Below are 21106 nucleotides of genomic sequence, written 5' to 3' on the forward strand. Positions count from 1 at the left end.
TCCAGCATCCAAAGCATGAAAGATTTTAGCAAAGAACTGAATTTTAAAACTTCCCGAAGCAGTGGTGCGGGCGGACAAAACGTGAATAAAGTGGAAACTTCTGTTACTGTCACATGGAAAGTTTCAGATTCTGAGTTTTTCAATGAAAGACAAAAAGATTTAATCTCAGAAAAACTTAAAAACAGAATTAATCTGGAAGGATTTTTATTTTTAACGGTTTCTGAGAGTAGAACGCAGCTTCAAAATAAGAAAATCGCCATTGAGAAAATTCTGGAATTGGTAGACAAAGCTTTAATAATTCCAAAATTCAGGGCAAAGACAAAACCGACCAGATCTTCTGTGGAGAAACGTATTGAGCAGAAAAAACAGCATTCCAGCAAAAAAGAAAACAGACGGTTTAAATTTTAATTATTAGTTAATTCTCTATTTAAGGAAAAGGTTTATTTTTGCGGAAATATTCCATCATGATTAAAAATTTATTGGTAACAGCTATGCTGTCGGTTTCCGCGCTTTCTTTCGCTCAGAAAATATCTTTAACTCCTTCTGTCGGCTATGCATGGAGAGTCAACAAAATTCCGGATAACTTCAGCCCTCAGGAAAAAGCTTACGCGAAAGGTCTGAAAAGTGGGATGAATTTCGATGTTGCCTTGCGTTATGAAGTAAAAAACGGATTTAATATTGGGTTTAAATATTCAAATTACAGTGCTTCTCACAGCGGAAGACTTAGCGTAATCGACAATATGGGAAATATTGCAAGTGCAAGCGTAACGACTAATGATGCAATCAATTTCTATGGACCTTTATTTTCAGTAACAAATTTTGAAGAAGGCACAAAACATAAATTCATCTTGGATGCAGCGCTTGGAGCCATTACATACACCACAAAAACGGGAAATGTGAGAGGGAAAGGTGCAAGTTTGGGTGCGGAAGTTGATTTTGCATACCAATATCAGATTCACAAGAATATTCTGATCGGGCCAAAAGTCGGTCTTTCTGGAGGAACTTTATCAAGCATGACATTCAACGGGCAAAAAATAACATTTGAAGAAGACCAAAAAGAAGGATTGTCACGACTTTCTTTAAGTGCTGCCGCTACTTTCCGTTTTTAGTTTTATCTTTGCAAAAAATAAAAAATAATGAGTAAGCCGATCACGGAATTTATAGAAAAATATTATCTGCACTTCAATGCAGCAGCTTTGGTAGACGCATCTAAAGGGTACGTTGCCCACCTGAAAGAAGGTGGAAAAATGATGATTACTTTGGCTGGAGCAATGTCTACGGCTGAATTGGGAAAGATTTTAGCTGAAATGATCCGTCAGGATAAAGTTGATTTTATTTCCTGTACAGGAGCAAATCTTGAAGAAGATCTGATGAATTTGGTGGCGCATTCTCACTACGAAAGAGTTCCTCATTACAGAGATTTGACGGCTCAGGATGAGTGGGATCTTTTGGAAAGAGGCTTAAACAGAGTTACAGATACCTGTATTCCTGAAGAAGAAGCCTTCAGAAGATTGCAGAAGCACATCGTAGAAATCTGGAAAGATGCTGAAGCAAAAGGTGAGAGATATTTTCCACATGAATTTATGTACAAAATGATTCTGTCAGGAGTTTTGGAGCAGTATTACGAAATTCCGAGAGAAAATTCATGGATGATCGCTGCGGCTGAGAAAAACCTGCCGATTGTTGTACCGGGATGGGAAGATTCTACCATGGGTAATATTTTCGCTTCTTACTGTATCAAAGGTGAACTGACGGCTACGACGATGAAATCCGGTATCGAATACATGACGTATTTGGCAGACTGGTACACAAAAAATTCAGCTGGAAAAGGTGTTGGTTTCTTCCAGATTGGTGGAGGTATTGCCGGTGATTTCCCGATTTGTGTAGTGCCGATGTTGTATCAGGATATGGAAATGCACGACATTCCGTTCTGGTCATATTTCTGCCAGATTTCAGATTCAACGACTTCTTACGGTTCATATTCTGGGGCAGTTCCGAACGAGAAAATTACATGGGGAAAACTGGATATCACCACACCGAAATTTATCGTTGAAAGTGATGCTACGATCTGTGCTCCATTGATGTTCTCTTACATTTTGGAAAATTAATTTCAGAACTAAATTTAATTATATTTGAAAGGCTTAGCAATAAGCCTTTTGTTATTTTCAGACCTTGGAAACTCTTCAGAAAAATAAATTTGATGCTCTGACAGGAATGCGTGCTGTTGCTGCGATTATGGTATTTGTCTATCATAACCGGAAATACTGGCGCAATGATCTTCCGTTTGAAATGATGCGTTTCATCAGCGAATGGCATGTTGGTGTTACCGTATTTTTTGTGCTGAGTGGATTTTTACTAGCATATCGTTATGAAGAGAAACCATTGGACTCTGGAAAATCATATTTAAAATATATTCTCCTGCGGATCGCAAGAATTTTTCCACTGTACTGGATTTTGCTGAGTGCTTTTTTTCTCGATACTTCTTATTCTAAAGATGTAAAAACCTACTTTCTTCAATATTCCCTTTTTTATTCTTTGTTTGAAAAATATTCGGTTTCGGGAATTGTTCAGGCTTGGTCATTGACTGTAGAATTCTTCTTTTATTTATTGTCGCCGTTATTGTTTTTACTTTTAAAAAAGAGCTGGCGATATTGTATTCTGTTTCTAATCGGGTTTTTCCTTTTGGGATGGGGAATTGGTTATGGTCTTAAAGAATTAAACGGAAATCTGAATGGCTTTCTGTTTCCCTTAAAATTTATGGTTGGAAGCACGTTCTTCGGACGAAGTTCAGAGTTTTTCTTCGGAATGTTGCTTGCTTATTTAATGAAAAAAGAAAGCGGAATTAAATTTTTACATAAGATTAAAAAACCAACACTTTGGGGTGGACTTGCCATTTTAATATTGATTTTCGCCATCAGATTTTTCGCCAGAAACAATTTCGTACACGGTGTCGAACGGTGGGAAGGAAGGTTAATACATGAATTGTTTTTGCCTATTGGAATTGTTATTTTCTTTTGGGGTTTAATGAGTGAAAAAACATGGATCTCAAAAGTTCTTTCCACAAAATTCTTTGTTCTCCTGGGAAATGCTTCGTTTGTTTTTTATCTGATTCATCTCAGCTATTTCAACATGAAACTGAAATCTTTCATTTATCTTCCCGACCGCAATTTCGTTTTACTTTGGATCTGTTCCATTATCATTTATCTTTTAATAGAGAAACCTCTGTACGAGCTTTGTAGAAAGGGTATTGCTAAGATTTAATATTTTAAGAAGCACGGAGATTTTTTTTGATTTTAAATTAATTTAAATGGAACCAGCTTTTAAAAGCTGTTTGATTTCTTTAAAAATATTAATCCATAGAGTTGATCAGAACAAAATATCTGTAAGCCAAAATTCCTTTCTGAAATTTAGTCAGTTTGGTTGGATCTTTATCACTCAGTTTCGGTAAAATTTTCTTGTTGATATTATTTAAAAATTTAAAAACAGACTTTTTCATTGGTAAAAACTTTTGAGATTGATTAAATAAAATCAAAAACTGTGCATTTTTTGGGAAGCTGGAAGCTGGGCGATGGAAGCTGGAAGTTTGAGTTATCTGCAAACAAAAATTGTCCTCAAAAGTGAAGACAATTTTATAATTATATCGGATACATAATATCCTCAACAATTGATTACTGATTACTCATCACTCATTACCCATGATTAAGGGTTTCCGTACATATTCGATTCTCCGCCGTCAATGGCAATCACCTGTCCTGAAACATATCCGTTTTCATCACTTAAGAGATATGCAACCAAATTCCCGACATCTTTTGGATCTCCTAATCTTCTGGTAGGATTTCTTGATGCGTATTCTTTTTCTGCCGCTTTCGGATCTGCAGGATTTACCTGATTGAATGCTTCTGCAACCATCGGCGTTAAAATCGCTCCCGGAGCAATGGCGTTAGTTAAAATATTATCCTTGCCATATTCCAAAGCTGCATTTTTGGTCATTCCGGCAACAGCATGTTTGGTGGCAACATAAGCTGTCTGATTTAAAACACCTCTGATTCCGCCTACAGATGCTACATTCACGATTCTTCCGCTGCCGTTTTTCTGCATTTCAGGGATTACATATTTCATTCCGTAGTAAACACCCAAAAGATTGATGTCGATTACTTTTTTGAAAACTTCAATATCATAATCGATTAGTGGAGCTTGCTTTCCTTCTATACCTGCGTTGTTATATAATCCGTCTACTTTTCCGAACTCCTTGACGGTTTGATCGACATAATTTTTTACATTTTCTTCGACCGAAACATCGGCTGTCACAGTCAGGAATTTACTTTCCGGATATTTTGACTGTAAATCTGCTTTTGCTTTCTCTAAAGCTTCGCCGTTAAAATCTACTAATGTAAGATCAGCACCTTTAGAGGCTAATGCATCTGCTGCGGCCAATCCTAATCCCATTGCAGCACCGGTCACGATCACTGCTTTTCCTTTAAAATTTGACATAATTATATTTTTTTATTTAATGCTTCAATTTACAACAATGATGCCTATATGGTATTGATGTATGGTAATATTTTGTTAAATTCAACAGGAAAGCTCATGTGGATTTTTTTCAATTTTAATGCCTCTAAACCTTGTTAGGATTAATATAGTTGCGAATATAAACTTGACATTAATCTTTAGGAAAAAAAAGACTCTTTAGAAAACATTAAGAAATTTGCTGCAAAAAACAGATACAGCTGAGTAAGAAATGATTTTTGGATTTATTTAAAATACTTCATTTTCAAGAATATTTTTTAGCAGTTTAGAATTGCGTTCATAATTTTGATGAAACCCTTGCTTTCTCATGATTGCTCTCTTTTCGTTTGTCTTACCTCCGCACAAAAAAGCTGAAATCAAGTCGGGTAGAGAGCGGTTTTCTGCATGTATTGGAGAAAAAAAGTGGAGTATTTGGCGTGGAAGAGATAGCGCTCCTACGAAGCGCACGCCCATTTATTGCAAAATTTGTTTTCTACACAGATAATGCTCCTCTGGAGCAAAATAATTGAAAGTATTCCTTAGTACATGAATTTAATTTATATTGGATTTCAGATAATTCTTTGTAAAGAGAAAAAGAAAAGGTAAAAGAAGAAGATATCATTAAAATTATGTGGTGTGGAATAAATAACGCTCCTACATAGCGCCCTGCATTCGATTGTAAACAATTTATTGTCTACACAGATATCGCGCCTCTGGAGCAATCATCTATCTAAAAACTTTAATTCTTCTGGTCAAATCAACCTTGTTGGTTTGTTTGGAATTTATGAACCCTTGAAAAAAATCTTATTACCAAGAAAAAGCTACATCTTCTCAAAAATTTGCAGGAGCAGAGGTAAAGTGATTTTTCATAAATTTATATTTTAAAAAAATCCAATGAACGAACTTTTCAAACAACAGGTCTGGGAAATTTCAAAACTGATTCCCAAAGGCAGAGTTTCTTCTTATGGCGCGATTGCAAAAGCTGTTGGTTTTCCAAATCATTCCCGACACGTTGGTAAAGCAATGGGTGACTGCCCGAAAGATGTGCCGGCGCATCGGGTAATTTCGAGCTCGGGAACTTTGTCGGTTCCGGAATTTCAGGAACGACTTGAAGCAGAAGGAATTGAGGTGAAGAATTTTAAAATTAAAAATTTCAAAGAGTTGTTTTGGAATCCTTTAGAAGAACTTTAGTTGGCTTATAGCGGATTACGATTTGCTTTTAACGTTATTTTTTTTAAATATTAGGATTTCTGGACGTAATCTGTTGTCGATTTGAGCATTATGTTGTTTGTAATACGAGTTCCCTAGCCCCGATAGCAGCGACATCCTTTTTTGCTTTTTCGGAGATTTTCTACTGATAAAACAATTTCTAAAGCAAAAAAGATATAGCGGATAGCGGGAAATAGCTCCTGATCATGAGTAATATGTAATGAGTAAGAGTAATCTTCGATAAATAAGTTTTCAGCAAAAAAAACGGCGAAGTTAAAAACTCCGCCGCTCATCTATTTATTTAAAACCCTGAAGGTTTTGTAGAAAAACTATTTCTCCAACTGCTTATAGCTTCTCTGGATGAAGTCGGTAAGCTCTTTTCCTTTCAGTAAATTCTGAGATAGTTTTGCCAAATCTAAAGCGTATTTAATCTGTGTACTTTTCTCGTCAGCATTTTCATTTGCTAAAATTTTAGTTGCAAATTCGCTGTTCGAGTTTACGACCAAGTTGTACATTTCAGGGAAACCGCCCATACCGAACATACCGCCACCGCCGGTTGCCTGCATATCTTTCATACGACGCATAAATTCCGGTTGGGTAATGGTAAACGGAGCGTCAGTGCTGTCTAAATCTTCTAACTGAACCGTAAATTTCTTATCATTAATCGACTCTTCAACATTCTTCTTCAGCGTTTCCTTTTCAGTTTCGTTTAATTTAGAAATTGCAGGTTCGTCTTTTTTAATCAGATTATTCACGTGATCTGCATCAACTCTTGCGAAGGAAATTTTCTCTTTTGAAGTTTCCAGTTTCTGAATCAGATGCGGAACAATGGGTGAATCTAAAAGAATAACTTCGTAACCTTTATCTTTCGCAGACTGAATATAAGAGTGCTGTTCATCGGCGTTTGTCGCATAAAGAATCACTAAATTACCTTCTTTGTCGGTTTGATTAAGTTTAATTTTTTCCTCTAACTCATTCCAAAGGAAATATTTTCCGTCGGTAGTCGGGTAGAGTGCAAATTTGTCAGATTTTTCGAAAAATTTATCTTCGGAAATCATTCCATATTCAATCACGATTTTAATGTCATTCCATTTTTTGTCGTAATCTTCGCGGTTTTCATTGATCAGAGAAACCATTTTGTCGGCTACTTTTTTCGTGATGTAAGAAGAAATTTTCTTCACAGCACCGTCTGCCTGTAAGTAAGAACGCGAAACATTCAACGGGATATCCGGAGAATCGATCACTCCACGAAGCAACATCAAGAAGTCAGGAACAATTCCTTTTACCTCATCGGTTACGAAAACCTGATTTTGGTAGAGTTGGATTTTATCTTTTTCGATGTTTAAATTATTCGCCAGTTTCGGGAAGTACAAAACTCCTGTTAAATTGAAAGGATAATCAACATTCAAATGAATATTAAATAAAGGCTCCTCAAACTGCATCGGATACAGTTCGTGGTAGAAAGATTTATAATCTTCATCTTTCAACTCACTTGGAGATTTTGTCCATGCCGGAGTCGGGTTGTTTACGATGTTGTCTACCTCAACCGTTTCGGCAACGGCATCTTCGGCAGCGCCTTCAGGTAAAGGAAGTGTCTCAGTTTTTGTTCCGAATTTGATAGGAACAGGCATGAATTTATTGTATTTCGTCAGCAACTCACGGATTCTGTTTTCTTCCAAAAATTCTGTAGAATCTTCTGCGATGTGAAGAATGATCTCTGTTCCTCTGTCGGTTTTTGCTGTGGTTTCTTCTAAGGTAAATTCCGGACTTCCGTCGCAAGTCCAGTGAACTGCTGGCTCGTCTTTATAAGATTTGGAGATAATTTCCACTTTTTCCGCAACCATGAAAGCCGAATAGAAACCCAAACCAAAGTGTCCGATAATTCCTGAATCTTTTGCGGAATCTTTGTATTTATCTAAAAACTCTTCAGCTCCGGAGAATGCTACCTGGTTGATGTATTTTTCAATTTCCTCGCCAGTCATTCCCAATCCCTGGTCGATGATATGAAGTTTTTTGTTTTCCTTATCGATTTTCACCTCGATTTTCGGATTTCCGTAATCTACTTTGGCTTCGCCGATGTTGGTAAGATGTTTTAATTTTAAAGTTGCATCAGTTGCATTTGAAATTAATTCTCTTAAAAATATTTCGTGATCGCTGTACAAAAACTTTTTGATCAATGGAAAAATATTTTCCACCGAAACATTGATATTTCCTTTTGTCATTTTTTTGGATTTTTAAATTTGATTATCAATTCTCAAAAGAAATACCATTGAACGGAAAGTGACAGATTGTCTTAATTGATTTAAAATTGATTAAGTCATCATGAATGATTTACATTTATTGTTTTTCCATTTAATCAATCAAAATGTTGTTAGTGTACTGTGAATTATTTTTTTTATCACAGAATAGGGGGTAATTTTTATGAAATCAGCTTTTTAATGTCAATTTTAATTGGCCTGCTGATATTTTTTGACTTTTTTTTCTGTCTTTGTTTCATGTTGAAAAAATGTTTATTAATCGGTGTTTTGGGTGATAATTGTTCATTTATTTATGAGAATTTAAGAAATTTAAGCAACTGTTTTTGTTATAGGATTAATTTTATCTTAAATATTGTGCTACTTTTGCAGAATAAAAACACAGTTGCAGAGGGTCAAGAAACATATTAACAATGTGGTATCTTTACTGGATTTAATTTTAAAATCTGGATTTTGGCGTCGTGCATTTACAACAGTATTTATTATTTTTTGTGCAAATTCATTTGCACAAGCACAAATTTATGTAGAAGGTGGTGCTACGATTGTAAACCGGGAGCAGATCTGCTCAAACATTAAAATTACTGAAAAGGGAGAGAATTCTTCTGCTGTTATTTCTGTAAACGGGGAAGGATATTTAGTCAGTTCAGGCGAATCTGTTGTTTTTAAGGTTGAGAAGAAGAATAATGCACAGGTTGTTATTAAGAAAAAAGTTTTAAAAACTGCTTTAGCTTTCAAAGAAAAACCATCAAACCGGAATCAAGTTCTTCCTCTGAAGAAAAGTACAGTTCATTACAAGCCAATTGATAATCCGGATCAGTTCACCGGGGTTAAACATACACATAAAACGCTTAATCTTCCCACGGAACATTCGTACAAAGTATTAGGAATTGCAGAGCATCAGTCGCTCTCAGTAAGAAACTTTTCCTTAGAAAAGACAAGGATTCTCACAGCGCAATTCTTTAATGCTCATATATTTTCATCAGCATTTTACACACGCCCTCCACCTTTTAGAGTTTGATTTTTTAATGCATTTCAAACTTTAAACTAAAAATATGATTTTAAAACAATTTTTTAAAGTGCAATTACTATTGGTTTTTGTACTCATATCGCAGTTTTTTTCTGCGTAGTGTCCGACAGGTATATCATTTCTTAGCACTCAAGCTAATGCCGTCACACACATCAATTCAAATAACTATAGAATAGGAAGTTCCAAACTTGGTATATCTTATTCTTATGCGGGTGCACCTTTTACTTATACCAGTGAGATTACCACCAATCATCAGACAGCTCTCGGTATTTACACCGACCACAGTGTAAACGGAGGGATTTCCGATGCAAATCATTTAAAACAGAATTTAACTTTTTCGAATCCAATTTATAATTTAAATTTTGATATTAATGATGTTGATAATGGTGATGTCGTGAGGGTTTTTGCCTTTGATCAAAATGGTAGTCCTGTAACTTTTGGCTCATCTAACTACACTCTCTATGCTTCTTCTGTAATTAGTTTTAACGGAGTAAACCAATTTTCTTCTCCAGCATCATCATCTACTAGTGCAAATGAATCAAGAGGAAGGGTTTCTATTAGATTTAATAATCAATATGTTTCAAGTGTTCGCATTGAATACTACGATATTGAAGATGGAGGAGCATATACAATAGCAAATATTGCCGGAGTTTCAATCTGTGCTCAAAATGATGCTCTGGGCAATGTATCGCAAGGTGGCTCGACAACAGCATCAGTTTTTGCAAATGATTTTTCTTCAACCGGAGTAGCTTCGTCTTCTGCCAATACAGATGTTTCTTTAACCAATCTCGGTGGTTTAACAGGAGCTACCATTAATGCAAATGGAACGATCAATATTCCTGCAAATGCTACACCGGGTTCCTATACTTTAACTTATAGAATATGTTCGCCTACTGGTCAAACCAGTTTTTGTACAACAGCAACAGCAAGCCTTACCGTACTGGCATGTCAGGCGGGCACTGCTGCTCCTTTCCTGATTGCTGGCGGATTTTATGATGCTACAAATTCGGCTTACAGAATTCCCTGCGGATCTACAACAGCCAATTTAAGTACAATCTCATCAAATAATAAACCGACTCCTGCTACTGTTACTTTAACCTGGCACACGGGAACACCTGCTACTACTGCTAACAAAATTGCCTCAACAATTGCATTAACAGGTACAACTAAATATTATGCTTCATTTTTCGACTCGGTAGCCAATTGCTATTCTCCTACTAAAGAGATTATGGTTTTTGCTCCTATTTGTGGTAGAAATAATGATTTTACCAGCATATCGATTACGGCAGGTGTTGGAGGCACACTTCCTTCAATTTTTGCAAACGACAGCTATAATGGTCTTATCATTACAGATATATCTACAATTACTGCAAAATATGACTATGAACTTTGGACTCCTTCCAATGCAATTATAAATAATAATGGAACTCTTACAATACCTGCCGATGTGCTTCCAGGAATTTATACCTATTATTATAAATTGGTTGATACCGACCCGGATATTGGTATATTAATAAATCAGGCAAGCAATATTGAGGTGAAATTCAGAGTATCGCCAAATACTGATGGTGATCCTTATAATGATTACACCGATTGGGATGATGATAATGACGGTATTCTCGATGCAGTAGAAAGTCCACCATGTTTTTATTCAAGCACTGAGGCTTCAATTATTGAAAATGTAACTTCACCGTTTGAAGGAGCTATGGGAGATCCTTTAGTTGGAGAAACCATTTCTACATTGTTTAATGGAAATTCTTCGGATGTAAATCCATTTAATTTTACGGGGCAAACAATTACATCGGGAAGTCCTATTTTTACAATCTCATACCCAGCTATGATTCGTTTGACTTCATTAAGCGTCAATCAGGCAGCGAGTGGGATGGCACCTGCAAACAGATTCGGTAGATTATTTGGGTCGAATGACGGGGTGAATTTTACCGCAATTTCTGCAGCAACAGGTGTTGCTTTAAATTCGGCCACTGTTACGTTTGCAGTAACTTCTACAACATCTTACCGTTTTTACGAGATAAGATATGTAGGAACCGTAGCAGCGGGTAACTTAACTGATGGAACGTTGGGAACTGCAAATATTCAGGAAATTACAGCAGTCTATAATTTATTGGCGTACGAGCCATCAGCAAATCCAAAGCCTATAACGTGTACCTTCAGTACAGATTCTGATGGAGTACCTAATCATTTAGATGTAGATTCTGATGGTGATAACTGTTTTGATGCTATCGAAGGTGATGAAAACGTCACTGCAGGAAATGTTGATGGAAACGGAAGAATTACAGGTGGTGTAGATGCTAACGGTGTCCCTAATTTGGTTAATTTATTAGGAGCTGCTGATACTGGAGGCGATGTTGGACAGGGAATAGGCTTTTCTCAAATTTCTACAATTACAGAATGTTTAGATACAGATGGGGATAGTATTCCTGATGCTTGTGATCTTGATGATGATAATGACGGTATTCTTGATCTCAATGAGAATAGTTGTGCACTTACCGGCCAAACAATTAGAATAGGATATATTCCTAATGCAAGAGATTTGGATACTGACAATGGATATACTTTTGATGGTGCTTATATGAATGGCTCAGGTGCTCTGAAACTCACAAATGCTGCTAATTTTGGACCATCAGGAATTGTAAATACAACTTTTGTATTAGTGAATATGGGAACTGCTCCAATTACAAAGACGCTTATTAATTCATTAAATCTTAATGTAATATTTTTAGGTGGAATCAATGATCTTACAACCTCTTATCTTACAACAGCAGAATTTGATGCAATTAAAGACTGGTCTGATGATTCTCTTAAAAATATTGTAGTGGCAACTCAATTTCAAACCATACCTTGGGGTGCTGGCATCACAGCAGCGAACCTGAATCCAAATGTACCAACTGCATTGGGAGGTCAAACTTCTATATTCAATGGACCTTTCGGTAATGTTAATTCATTTACACAGGGAGGATCTTTCCAGGCTCATTTCTCAAGTATCAATTCAGTATGCAGTATTTCTCCGCTTGCGGTTGATGGTAATAACAGAGCGGTAATTTATGTAGATGGTGCTTACAACGATATCATGATTGCTGATGTTGATATTCTTACAACCATTGGAAGTGTAACTTCCGGGAGTGCTATAACATCAAATAACGACAGAGTTTTTGCTAATTTCTGGGCATTTGTGGCTCAGCAGTCAGCTTGTGCAGATAAAGATACTGATGGCGATACAATTCCTGATCGCTTAGATCTTGATGCAGATAATGACGGCTGTCCTGATGCTATTGAAGGAAGCTCTACAACTATTACACCTGCCAACTTAGTTAATTCTGCAATACCGGGAGGAAATACCGGTGCAACAAGTGGGGCTTACAATTTGCCTGTAATTCAGAATTTAGGTAACACTGTTAACACGAGTGTGACATCAGAAAGCTATGGTGTACCAACAATTGCAGGAACTGGTCAGGCTATAGGAACTTCTCAAACGGCCAATCCGGTATTAAATGCAGGTACCGCAGGTTCAAATCAAAGCATTATTTCCGGAAGTTCGCCTGCTGCATTAACGCTTACAGGTAGCTCTGGAGTAATTCAATGGCAGGTTTCTACAGATAATGTGACATTTAATAATATCCCGAGTGCTACAGCAGCAACTTATGCACCAGGAACATTAACTGCAACAAGATATTACAGAGCCATAATTACCAGTGTTGGTGGCTGTACATCAACTTCTAATGTGGTGACAATTACAGTCAACGCTTTTGACTGTATAGGAAAAATCTACAGCTTAGCAGGAGCTACAGGAGAAATCAGAGCATTTACCGATCCTGCTACCTCAGGGGCTCTTGGAACCGTTGTAAACACAACACCTTATCCACAGACACCTGCAAGTTCGGCAAATGGTGCAAATGCGATGGGATACAGCAATCTCACCAAAAAATTCTATTATGTTCAGATTCAGGCTACTGCCCCTGGAAATAACACTTTTGTAAGCTATGACCCCGCAACAAATTTGTATGAAACTTTAGCAGGAACAACGGGAATTATTTATAGAGGTACGGTGACGACTGATGGTGCAGGTTATTACGCTATCACAAATGGTAATATTTTAAAGTATTACAGCATTGCAAATAATACATGGACGACCATAACCAGTACTTATGTAGATCAGAACGGAGTCAGTCTAAACTCACTTCTCGGCAGCTATGCCGGTGGAGATATTGCTATGGACGGTAACGGAGATTTATGGATTTTGGCTGGGCAGGGAGCCAGCCCAACAGCTTATGTTTTCAGAGCTAAAAGTACGGTTCCAACCACCAGTATGGGGTCAACACCCTTGGTTTTAGAGCAAATCGTAAAACAGGACATTGGAAGCAGTCCTAACGGTATTGCTTTCAGTCCGACAGGACAACTGTATATTACCAATGTTACCACCTTATTCAGAATGAATGACGACTTTACTATTTCGGCTATTGGCACAATATCGCCTGCTGGAGGTGGTGGAGATTTAGCAAGTTGCGCATTTCCAGTTAATCCTTTTGCGGTTTCAGATTTTGGAGATGCACCAGATACTTATAAAACATTCCTTGCATCGGATGGACCAAGGCATACCGCTTCTCAATATGATGCGACAACCAATACTTCGTCACTGATGATCGGAAGTACAGTTGATTTAGAAACTGACGGAATTCCGAACGTAAACGCAAACGGTGATGATTTGAGTAATGTCAATGATGAAAACAGCATCTCAATAACAACATTGTTTATCAATTCGACTTCTTACACAACTGCTGTTCCTGTAGTCAATAATACTGGAGGTAACGCAACTCTTAGAGGCTGGATAGATTTTAATAAAAACGGAATTTTTGATTCATCTGAATCTGCAACAGTCACTGTTCCTAACGGTGCTACAAGTGCTTCATTGACCTGGACGGGATTATCAGGATTAACGGCAGGAGATACTTATTACCGATTAAGAATTGCAAAAAATGCAGCTGATATCACATTGCCTACTGGTTCTGTTTTTGGAGGAGAAGTGGAGGATGGAAAGCTGACAATACAAACTGTCTGTTACGAAGATCCCACATTGGTAGCCGGAGCAACCTATCCTGTGAAGCATGGTATCACTTTACTTGGAAGAGCCGGCAAGATCAATGTATCAGCACCGGTTTCTGCAAGTGACTGGCCTATGGTCAGAAATTCAGCTTACACGGCGTTAGAATCAAAAACCAAAGGTTTCGTTGTGACCAGAAACAGCAGTCCTGAAACTACGATCACAGTCCCTGTTGTTGGAATGATGGTATTTGATACGGATGAAAATGCAGGGGCAGGATGTCTGAAAATCTATACAGGGGCGGGAGCTGGTGAAGGCTGGAAATGTTTCAGTACACAGGGTTGTCCTTAAGCCGAAATATTTAGATTTAAATATTTAAGCACTTGAAAAATTTAAATAAAGTTCGGATTATTATTAGTTTAAATCAATCTTTAGGGTTTAAAAAGCCCTGAAGGTTTTAAATAAAAAAAACATGTATAAAACAGCAATTATATTATCACTTACTATTTCCGCACTTGCTTTTTCGCAGGTGAGAATTGGGGCGACTAATTCAGTGGGAAATGTGACTAATACTTCCGTTTTACTGGAATTCGGAACAGATAACAATAAGGGGATTATTCTTCCTTACGTAGAAACGGTGCCTACGGGTATCAATACAGCAAAAGGTGGAACTATTATTTTTGATGTTTCAGCAAATACGGAATATAAAATAAAAGTAAAGAACGAAAATGCAGGCTGGAAAGATCTGAGCGTTCAGTCAGGGTATTCATCTGCTGTTGAAGCGGTAGTGAAACCACCGCAAGCTTCACCTCTGGCAGATCAGTCTGGATCAAAAGTGGTGATTGGTGATGAGACTACCACCACCGATGGTGTTCTTGTTTTGGATTCTCCTACCAAAGCTATGGTTTTACCAGTCGTGTCAAATTTTACATCCATTCCAAATCCTTCACCGGGAAAGATGGCGTTTTTACAACATCCAACTGATTCTACTAAACATCGTCTGATTGTTTTCAATGGTCAGAAATGGGCATTTTGGAAACCGTAATAAATTGGATTTAACCTAAATTTTAAAACCGCTTCTGAAAGGAGCGGTTTTTTATACGATTAAATTAGATGTGGGAAATCAACTGCTTATTTCAGATTTAACCAAAAAAAGACAGCCTATCAGCTGTCTTTGTATTTTCAATCAAAGAAATTAGTTCTTTTTGTTGATGATTTCTTCTTTTACTTTGTTTTCAAGCTCTTCTGCCAGTTCAGGATTGTCTTTCAGTAAATCTCTTACTGCATCACGACCCTGACCAAGTTTGGTTTCACCGTAACTGAACCAAGAACCGCTTTTCTTCACAATTCCCATATCTACTGCAGTATCCAGGATTTCACCGGTTTTAGAAACACCTTCTCCATACATAATGTCAAATTCAGCCATTTTGAAAGGTGGAGCTACTTTGTTTTTCACAATTTTCACTTTCACACGGCTACCGACAGCTTCATCACCGTTTTTAATTGGTGCAGATGCTTTTCTGATGTCTACTCTTACCGAAGCGTAGAATTTCAAAGCGTTACCACCTGTAGTTGTTTCAGGATTTCCGAACATTACACCGATTTTTTCTCTCAACTGGTTGATGAAAATTACGGTACATTTTGTTCTTGAAATGGTTGCCGTCAGTTTTCTTAAAGCCTGAGACATCAATCTTGCGTGAAGACCCATTTTAGAATCTCCCATTTCACCTTCGATCTCTGCTTTTGGAGTCAATGCTGCTACCGAGTCAATTACTACGATGTCAATTGCGCCTGAACGGATCAGGTTATCGGCAATTTCCAATGCCTGTTCACCGTTGTCTGGCTGAGAAATAATCAGGTTTTCAAGATCGATTCCCAGTTTACCTGCATAACCTCTGTCGAAAGCGTGCTCGGCATCGATAAATGCTGCAATTCCGCCAGCCTTTTGAGCTTCTGCGATGGCGTGTAAAGTTAAAGTTGTTTTACCTGAAGATTCAGGACCGTAGATTTCAATAATTCTTCCTCTCGGATATCCGCCAACGCCCAAAGCGATGTCTAATCCTAAAGATCCGGAAGGAATAACTTCGATGTTAGTGTCAATTGCACTGTCTCCCAAAGTCATTACAGTTCCTTTTCCGTATGTTTTATCTAGTTTATCAAGCACCAGCGCAAGTGCTTTTTTCTTATCATCTATGTTGCTCATATTGTATTAAAATAATTTATCAAAATTACGGAATTTTAAGATTAAAAGCTAATATATTTTGTTTGTGAAAATTGTTTTTAACGTTAAAAAATGATAAAGTTTTATTCGTCAATAAAGATGTAAATTTTGATTGCAGAATTACTCAGTATGTAATGTCTTCGTTTGAATGGGTAATTTAGTGAAGATGAAAATGCTTTTGTTTTTAGCCCCGATTGGCGCGGCATCCTTTTTCTGAAATGGCTTGCAAAAAAGCGCTGGCGAAAAAGATACAGCAGAAAGCGGGATCAGCTCCTGAAAAAATCAATGAAAATTCGAATTCTGAGTTACTCTTAAATAATCCGTCAAAACTTTCATTTGATCCTTATTTCCTTTTTTAATTCTCGCGTCACGGCTTACTGTGGAATCATAAATTGTATTGATGATTTTTTTCGTCACCGGAAAGCCTTTTTTCAACGGAACATCCGGAATCTGCAGTCTTTTGCAGACATCATAACCCAGTAGATACCATGTGCAGCAGATGTGCAGATACCTCAGATTTTTTCTCTGAAATTCATATTTTAAAATCGGATTTTCCAGAGATTCATTTAATAACGAGTGAGCAAGCAAAACCGAATCTTTATCCGATGAAGGCTGTACAGAAGTCCACAAATAAAAATATTCTGTTGCCTGTTTTTTGTTGTCGGGGAGGAGTTCTTCAGGAATTCCCAGTAAATAACCGACATATTTCCAAAGATGAAAATGCCCTTTCTCTTCCTCTTCAGAAATTGTGTTTCCCAATTTTTTCAGACTGTGCATAAATACCAGACTGAATCCAATGTAGGTTGCCATCATATCCCATGAATTGATGGGTTCGCCCCAGTTTTCGGTATCCCAGTTTTTGTAATGTTTTCTGATGGAAAGTCTCGCGTAGGAATGGATGAGTCTTGTTTTAATGGCAAACTCGTAACCTTTTTTGTGAACTTCCAGAGCGTCGTATCGCGTAACATTTACCCAAAAATCCAAAGTTTCTGAAAGTCTTTTTACTGCACCTTTTTTCAGAGCTTCGGTAACGATCAGGGGTTTGTTGAGGTAAGCATAATCGTAGCCGCCGATCAGGCAGTAATCTCTGAGCGAAATCAAGGAATCGAGATTGCAGCGCATGCAGAGCTCGGCGCCGCTTCTTATCAGATTTAAATCAAGCCAGTCTGGAATAGTTTGGGTTTGGTTAAACAGTCTTTTTACGCTTTCCGGAACGTCATCATTTTCTGAAACGCCATTTCGGATGTATCCCTCAATTTCTCTTGATGCTTCGGGATAGCTTTTTCTGAAGTACACTTCACGTACAACTTCATCCCCAATTTCATCCACATGATAAAAGTATTTTGAAAACTTTTCAAAATGATCAAAACTCACTTCAGCTCCGGAAAGATCAATCAGTTGCTTTCCGTTGCCTGTAGTCCAAAAGTCTTTAAAATGTTGAGAATCCTTAAATCTTGGCTGTAAAATCTGCTTTTCCATTAAGGATAAAGTTAAGGAATTTTAAATAAAAGCCGCTGTGAGATTTGTCAGTTGATTTGAGATTTGTCAGTTGATTTGAAATTTGAAATTTGAGATTTGAGATTTGAAATTCGGGGTATGGGATTCGGGATTTGAGATTTGAGATTTGACTTGGGATTATTAATTAAATATTTATTTATCAATTATCAATTATCAATTATCAATTATCAATTATCAATTATCAATCATTATTCATTACCCATCAAACCAGTCCCCATTCAAACGCTTTTCGGATGAGTTCTTTGCTGTTTCGGGAATTTGTTTTTTTTAAGATGTTTTTGCGGTGGCTACGGATGGTGTGCTCGGAAAGAATCAGCTGGTCTGAAATTTCTTTTCCTGAATATCCTTTGGCAATTAAAATTAAAATTTCAATTTCTCTCTTGGTAAGATTTGGCTGATCTGAGTTTTTTTTCTCATCTGTCGGCTGTACAGTGAACTGATGGAAATCTTTGCGCGGACTAATCCCTGTGATCAAAACAGTATAAGGATTTTGAGGTGTGATGTGCTGAATATTGGTATGAATATTAACAGACTGAAATAAACGGTGGTTTTCGTCCATCATGGTATGAACCGCCTGATGATGAAATAATTCATATTTTCCTTTTTTTGTTTTCATTCTGAAACAGTAGCTGGGTTTTAAGAACAGCTGATGTTCAGTTCCGATCTGTTTTATTTTTTCTACCACTGCATGCTCGGCCTTCAACACAAATGGGATGTCGTCCGGATGAATGAGACTGAAGATCTCGCTGAGGTGCTTGGGATAATCTGAAAGACCATGGATTTTAAGAATGTTTTTGTGTTGATTTGAAATTGATGAATCTGCGAGATTAATTACATAATAGTAATAATTTCCAATAGTGAACATTTCGCCTATTATTTTTTCTATAAAAGGCTTTGGTAGCGCTTGAGATTTATCTTCTGCGGCAAATCTTTCCCAGATCTGTGAAAGCAAATGTTTGTCTTCGGGATTTCCCATTCTTAAGATTTAAAACGAAAATACTTAAAATTTGTTAAAAATACCCCAAAAGGGGTATTTTTTTATGTTAAATAATTTGCAATTTTTGCATTAACAATAATCATGAAAACTCATTTACAAAATGAAGTTATTTTAAAGTTTTATTATCCAGTAAAACTTTAAATGCGGGAAGGTAAAAGCACCGGTGATGAAAAAAAAGAAAAAAATCCTTAAAGCAGCCACTGTATAAAGATCAGTGGTTTTTTTTATGCACAAAAAAAACCTTCCAAAAGCGGAAGGTTTCATTTATTATAAGCGATTGCTTTTTATTTAGTTAAAGAAGCAGCATGGATCAACATATCTACCAACTTGTTTGAGTAACCCATTTCGTTGTCGTACCAAGAAACAAGCTTTACAAAGTTTGGAGAAAGTGAAATACCCGCATCTTTATCGAAGATTGAAGTTCTCTTATCACCGATGAAATCCTGAGAAACAACAGCGTCTTCAGTGTAACCAAGAATACCTTTCAGTTCGCCTTCAGAAGCCGCTTTAATTACAGCACAGATTTCTTCGTAAGAAGCACCTTTTTCAAGTCTTACTGTTAAATCTACTACAGAAACGTCAACAGTTGGTACTCTGAAAGACATACCTGTCAGTTTTCCGTTCAAAGAAGGAATTACTTTTCCTACTGCTTTTGCAGCACCTGTAGAAGAAGGGATGATGTTGTTTAATGCAGCTCTACCGCCTCTCCAGTCTTTCATTGAAGGACCATCAACCGTTTTCTGAGTAGCTGTTGTAGCGTGTACTGTAGTCATCAAACCTTCTACGATTCCGAAGTTATCGTGAATTACTTTAGCCAAAGGAGCTAAACAGTTTGTAGTACAGGAAGCGTTTGATAAGATTTTTACGTCGTCTGTAAGTTCGTTGTGGTTTACACCCATTACGAACATTGGCGTATCGTCTTTTGAAGGAGCAGAAAGAATTACCTTTTTTGCACCGGCAGTAATGTGTTTTGCAGCACTTTCTTTATCTAAAAATAAACCAGTTGATTCTACTACATAATCAGCACCGATTTCGTCCCACTTAAGATTAGTTGGATCTTTTTCTGCAGTAACTCTGATTTTTTTACCGTTTACTACAAGATCGTTTCCATCTACAGAAACTTCTCCAGGGAAAATACCGTGTACAGAATCATACTTTAACATGTAAGCCATGTATTCTGCGTTAATAAGGTCATTGATACCAACGACTTCGATGTTGTCTCTTTCAGTCATTGCTCTGAAAACAAGACGACCGATTCTACCAAACCCGTTAATACCTACTTTGATTGTTGACATAATTGTTTTGATTTATTTAAATTATATAATATTAGATTGCTAAAATTTCTGAGATCAGCAGAAGATCTTTGTTGATTTCGTTGTGCTTTTTGATGGCTTCTTCGATCGGTGTATAAACGATGTCATTAGAACGCATTCCTGCCATTACGTTGGTTTGGCCTTCCATTAAACCTACTACCGCACCGAAACCGAGTCTGCTTGCCAAAACCCTGTCTGCACAGCTTGGCGAGCCACCTCTCTGGATGTGTCCCAAAATCGCAACACGGATGTCATATTCCGGGAATTCTTTTTTTGTTTTCTCAGAAAGTTCATAAATGTTTGCCAGCTCTTCGCCTTCTGCCACCACCACGATACTTGAAGATTTTCCTGTTTTCTCCGCTTTTCTGAAATTTGCAAACAGATCTTCGATACTGTCTTTTTTCTCAGGAATTAAGATGTCCAGAGCTCCGGTTGCCAAACCACTGTTTAATGCAATAAATCCAGCATCACGGCCCATCACTTCCACAAAGAAAACCCTGTTGTGGGAAGTTGCCGTATCACGGATTTTATCAATCGCATCCATTGCAGTATTTAACGCTGTATCGTAACCAATTGTGTTGTCTGTGCCGAAAATGTCATTGTCGATCGTTCCCGGTACGCCGATGGTTCTGATTCCGAATTCTTCGTTGAAAATTTTTGCTCCTGTGAAAGTTCCGTCTCCGCCGATGCACACCAAAGCCTCAATTCCGTGTTTTACGCAATTGTCATAGGCTTTCTGGCGACCTTCTTTGGTCATAAACTCTTTGGAACGGGCAGATTTTAAAATAGTTCCACCCTGGTTGATTATATTTTTTACGGAACGGGGACCCATTTTCAGGAAATCATCGTGGATAAGACCATTGTAGCCTTCTCTCACTCCGTAACATTCGATGTTATAATAATTTGCAGTTCTTACAACCGCTCTTAATGCTGCGTTCATCCCCGGAGAATCTCCTCCTGAGGTTAAAACTGCAATTTTTTTTACAGCACTTTCTTTCATTTAA

16 protein-coding genes are annotated in these 21106 nt (G+C 37.3%); 8 read left to right on the forward strand and 8 right to left on the reverse strand.

All coding sequences use genetic code 11. The features are described 5' to 3' along the window. Positions 1–15: 15 nt before the first annotated feature. The 4 genes from arfB to IC610_RS16150 all read left to right on the forward strand — a co-directional run bounded on the left by arfB (position 16) and on the right by IC610_RS16150 (position 3261). Positions 16–408 (forward strand): alternative ribosome rescue aminoacyl-tRNA hydrolase ArfB, encoded by a 393-nt coding sequence (gene arfB, locus IC610_RS16135; protein ID WP_191737767.1) that lies wholly within the window; start codon positions 16–18, stop codon positions 406–408. 56 nt (positions 409–464) lie between these two features. After that, positions 465–1109 (forward strand): hypothetical protein, encoded by a 645-nt coding sequence (locus IC610_RS16140; protein ID WP_191737768.1) that lies wholly within the window; start codon positions 465–467, stop codon positions 1107–1109. A gap of 27 nt (positions 1110–1136) precedes the next feature. After that, positions 1137–2108, forward strand: coding sequence for a deoxyhypusine synthase family protein (locus IC610_RS16145; RefSeq protein ID WP_047444737.1), 972 nt, complete (start codon positions 1137–1139; stop codon positions 2106–2108). A 64-nt stretch (positions 2109–2172) separates the two neighbouring features. Then, positions 2173–3261, forward strand: coding sequence for an acyltransferase family protein (locus tag IC610_RS16150; protein WP_228462953.1), 1089 nt, complete (start codon positions 2173–2175; stop codon positions 3259–3261). An 88-nt stretch (positions 3262–3349) separates the two neighbouring features. On the opposite strand, the gene IC610_RS16155 is transcribed toward IC610_RS16150, so the two are convergent. Beyond that, a complete protein-coding gene (locus IC610_RS16155) occupies positions 3350–3496 on the reverse strand; it encodes a hypothetical protein (protein WP_185113747.1) in 147 nt (48 codons plus the stop codon). A 203-nt stretch (positions 3497–3699) separates the two neighbouring features. Then, complete coding sequence (locus IC610_RS16160; protein ID WP_191737769.1) at positions 3700–4491, reverse strand: glucose 1-dehydrogenase; 792 nt, start codon at positions 4489–4491, stop codon at positions 3700–3702. 909 nt (positions 4492–5400) lie between these two features. Here IC610_RS16160 and IC610_RS16165 point away from each other — a divergent pair. After that, the gene (locus tag IC610_RS16165; protein WP_191737770.1) at positions 5401–5697 is read left to right on the forward strand and encodes an MGMT family protein; all 297 of its coding nucleotides are present in this window, start codon (positions 5401–5403) and stop codon (positions 5695–5697) included. Between the two features lie 347 nt (positions 5698–6044). Here the strand turns inward: IC610_RS16165 and htpG are convergent, their stop codons facing one another. Further along, positions 6045–7937 (reverse strand): molecular chaperone HtpG, encoded by a 1893-nt coding sequence (gene htpG / locus IC610_RS16170; RefSeq protein ID WP_191737771.1) that lies wholly within the window; start codon positions 7935–7937, stop codon positions 6045–6047. Between the two features lie 418 nt (positions 7938–8355). Between htpG and IC610_RS16175 the strand changes: the two genes are divergently transcribed. The 3 genes from IC610_RS16175 to IC610_RS16185 all read left to right on the forward strand — a co-directional run bounded on the left by IC610_RS16175 (position 8356) and on the right by IC610_RS16185 (position 15098). After that, the gene (locus IC610_RS16175) at positions 8356–8988 is read left to right on the forward strand and encodes a hypothetical protein (RefSeq protein ID WP_191737772.1); all 633 of its coding nucleotides are present in this window, start codon (positions 8356–8358) and stop codon (positions 8986–8988) included. A gap of 403 nt (positions 8989–9391) precedes the next feature. Beyond that, a complete protein-coding gene (locus IC610_RS20195; RefSeq protein ID WP_191737773.1) occupies positions 9392–14404 on the forward strand; it encodes a beta strand repeat-containing protein in 5013 nt (1670 codons plus the stop codon). Between the two features lie 121 nt (positions 14405–14525). Next, positions 14526–15098, forward strand: coding sequence for a hypothetical protein (locus IC610_RS16185; RefSeq protein ID WP_191737774.1), 573 nt, complete (start codon positions 14526–14528; stop codon positions 15096–15098). Between the two features lie 150 nt (positions 15099–15248). On the opposite strand, the gene recA is transcribed toward IC610_RS16185, so the two are convergent. The 5 genes from recA to pfkA all read right to left on the reverse strand — a co-directional run bounded on the left by recA (position 15249) and on the right by pfkA (position 21102). Beyond that, complete coding sequence (gene recA, locus IC610_RS16190; RefSeq protein WP_056084295.1) at positions 15249–16256, reverse strand: recombinase RecA; 1008 nt, start codon at positions 16254–16256, stop codon at positions 15249–15251. 300 nt (positions 16257–16556) lie between these two features. Continuing rightward, positions 16557–17753, reverse strand: coding sequence for an oxygenase MpaB family protein (locus IC610_RS16195; protein ID WP_191737775.1), 1197 nt, complete (start codon positions 17751–17753; stop codon positions 16557–16559). A gap of 241 nt (positions 17754–17994) precedes the next feature. Beyond that, positions 17995–18768 (reverse strand): LuxR C-terminal-related transcriptional regulator, encoded by a 774-nt coding sequence (locus tag IC610_RS16200; RefSeq protein WP_191737776.1) that lies wholly within the window; start codon positions 18766–18768, stop codon positions 17995–17997. A 305-nt stretch (positions 18769–19073) separates the two neighbouring features. After that, positions 19074–20084 carry a type I glyceraldehyde-3-phosphate dehydrogenase gene (gap, locus tag IC610_RS16205; protein ID WP_056084305.1) on the reverse strand — a complete coding sequence of 337 codons (1011 nt, stop codon included), beginning with the start codon at positions 20082–20084 and terminating at the stop codon, positions 19074–19076. A gap of 31 nt (positions 20085–20115) precedes the next feature. Beyond that, entirely contained in the window at positions 20116–21102 is a 987-nt protein-coding gene (gene pfkA / locus IC610_RS16210; protein ID WP_056084307.1) for a 6-phosphofructokinase, read from the reverse strand. Between the last annotated feature and the right edge of the window lie 4 nt (positions 21103–21106).

The sequence above is a fragment of the Chryseobacterium caseinilyticum genome (genome assembly GCF_014837145.1).
Classification (GTDB): Bacteria; Bacteroidota; Bacteroidia; order Flavobacteriales; family Weeksellaceae; genus Chryseobacterium; species Chryseobacterium caseinilyticum.

Bases quoted from the DNA above. Each gene is read 5' to 3' on its own strand.
- IC610_RS16145 (WP_047444737.1), top strand. From the start codon at position 1,137: ATGAGTAAGCCGATCACGGAATTTATAGAAAAATATTATCTGCACTTC.
- gap (WP_056084305.1), bottom strand. From the start codon at position 20,084: ATGTCAACAATCAAAGTAGGTATTAACGGGTTTGGTAGAATCGGTCGT.
- IC610_RS16165 (WP_191737770.1), top strand. From the start codon at position 5,401: ATGAACGAACTTTTCAAACAACAGGTCTGGGAAATTTCAAAACTGATT.
- IC610_RS16160 (WP_191737769.1), bottom strand. From the start codon at position 4,491: ATGTCAAATTTTAAAGGAAAAGCAGTGATCGTGACCGGTGCTGCAATG.
- IC610_RS16195 (WP_191737775.1), bottom strand. From the start codon at position 17,753: ATGGAAAAGCAGATTTTACAGCCAAGATTTAAGGATTCTCAACATTTT.
- IC610_RS16185 (WP_191737774.1), top strand. From the start codon at position 14,526: ATGTATAAAACAGCAATTATATTATCACTTACTATTTCCGCACTTGCT.
- pfkA (WP_056084307.1), bottom strand. From the start codon at position 21,102: ATGAAAGAAAGTGCTGTAAAAAAAATTGCAGTTTTAACCTCAGGAGGA.
- IC610_RS16140 (WP_191737768.1), top strand. From the start codon at position 465: ATGATTAAAAATTTATTGGTAACAGCTATGCTGTCGGTTTCCGCGCTT.
- recA (WP_056084295.1), bottom strand. From the start codon at position 16,256: ATGAGCAACATAGATGATAAGAAAAAAGCACTTGCGCTGGTGCTTGAT.
- htpG (WP_191737771.1), bottom strand. From the start codon at position 7,937: ATGACAAAAGGAAATATCAATGTTTCGGTGGAAAATATTTTTCCATTG.
- IC610_RS16155 (WP_185113747.1), bottom strand. From the start codon at position 3,496: ATGAAAAAGTCTGTTTTTAAATTTTTAAATAATATCAACAAGAAAATT.
- arfB (WP_191737767.1), top strand. From the start codon at position 16: ATGAAAGATTTTAGCAAAGAACTGAATTTTAAAACTTCCCGAAGCAGT.
- IC610_RS16200 (WP_191737776.1), bottom strand. From the start codon at position 18,768: ATGGGAAATCCCGAAGACAAACATTTGCTTTCACAGATCTGGGAAAGA.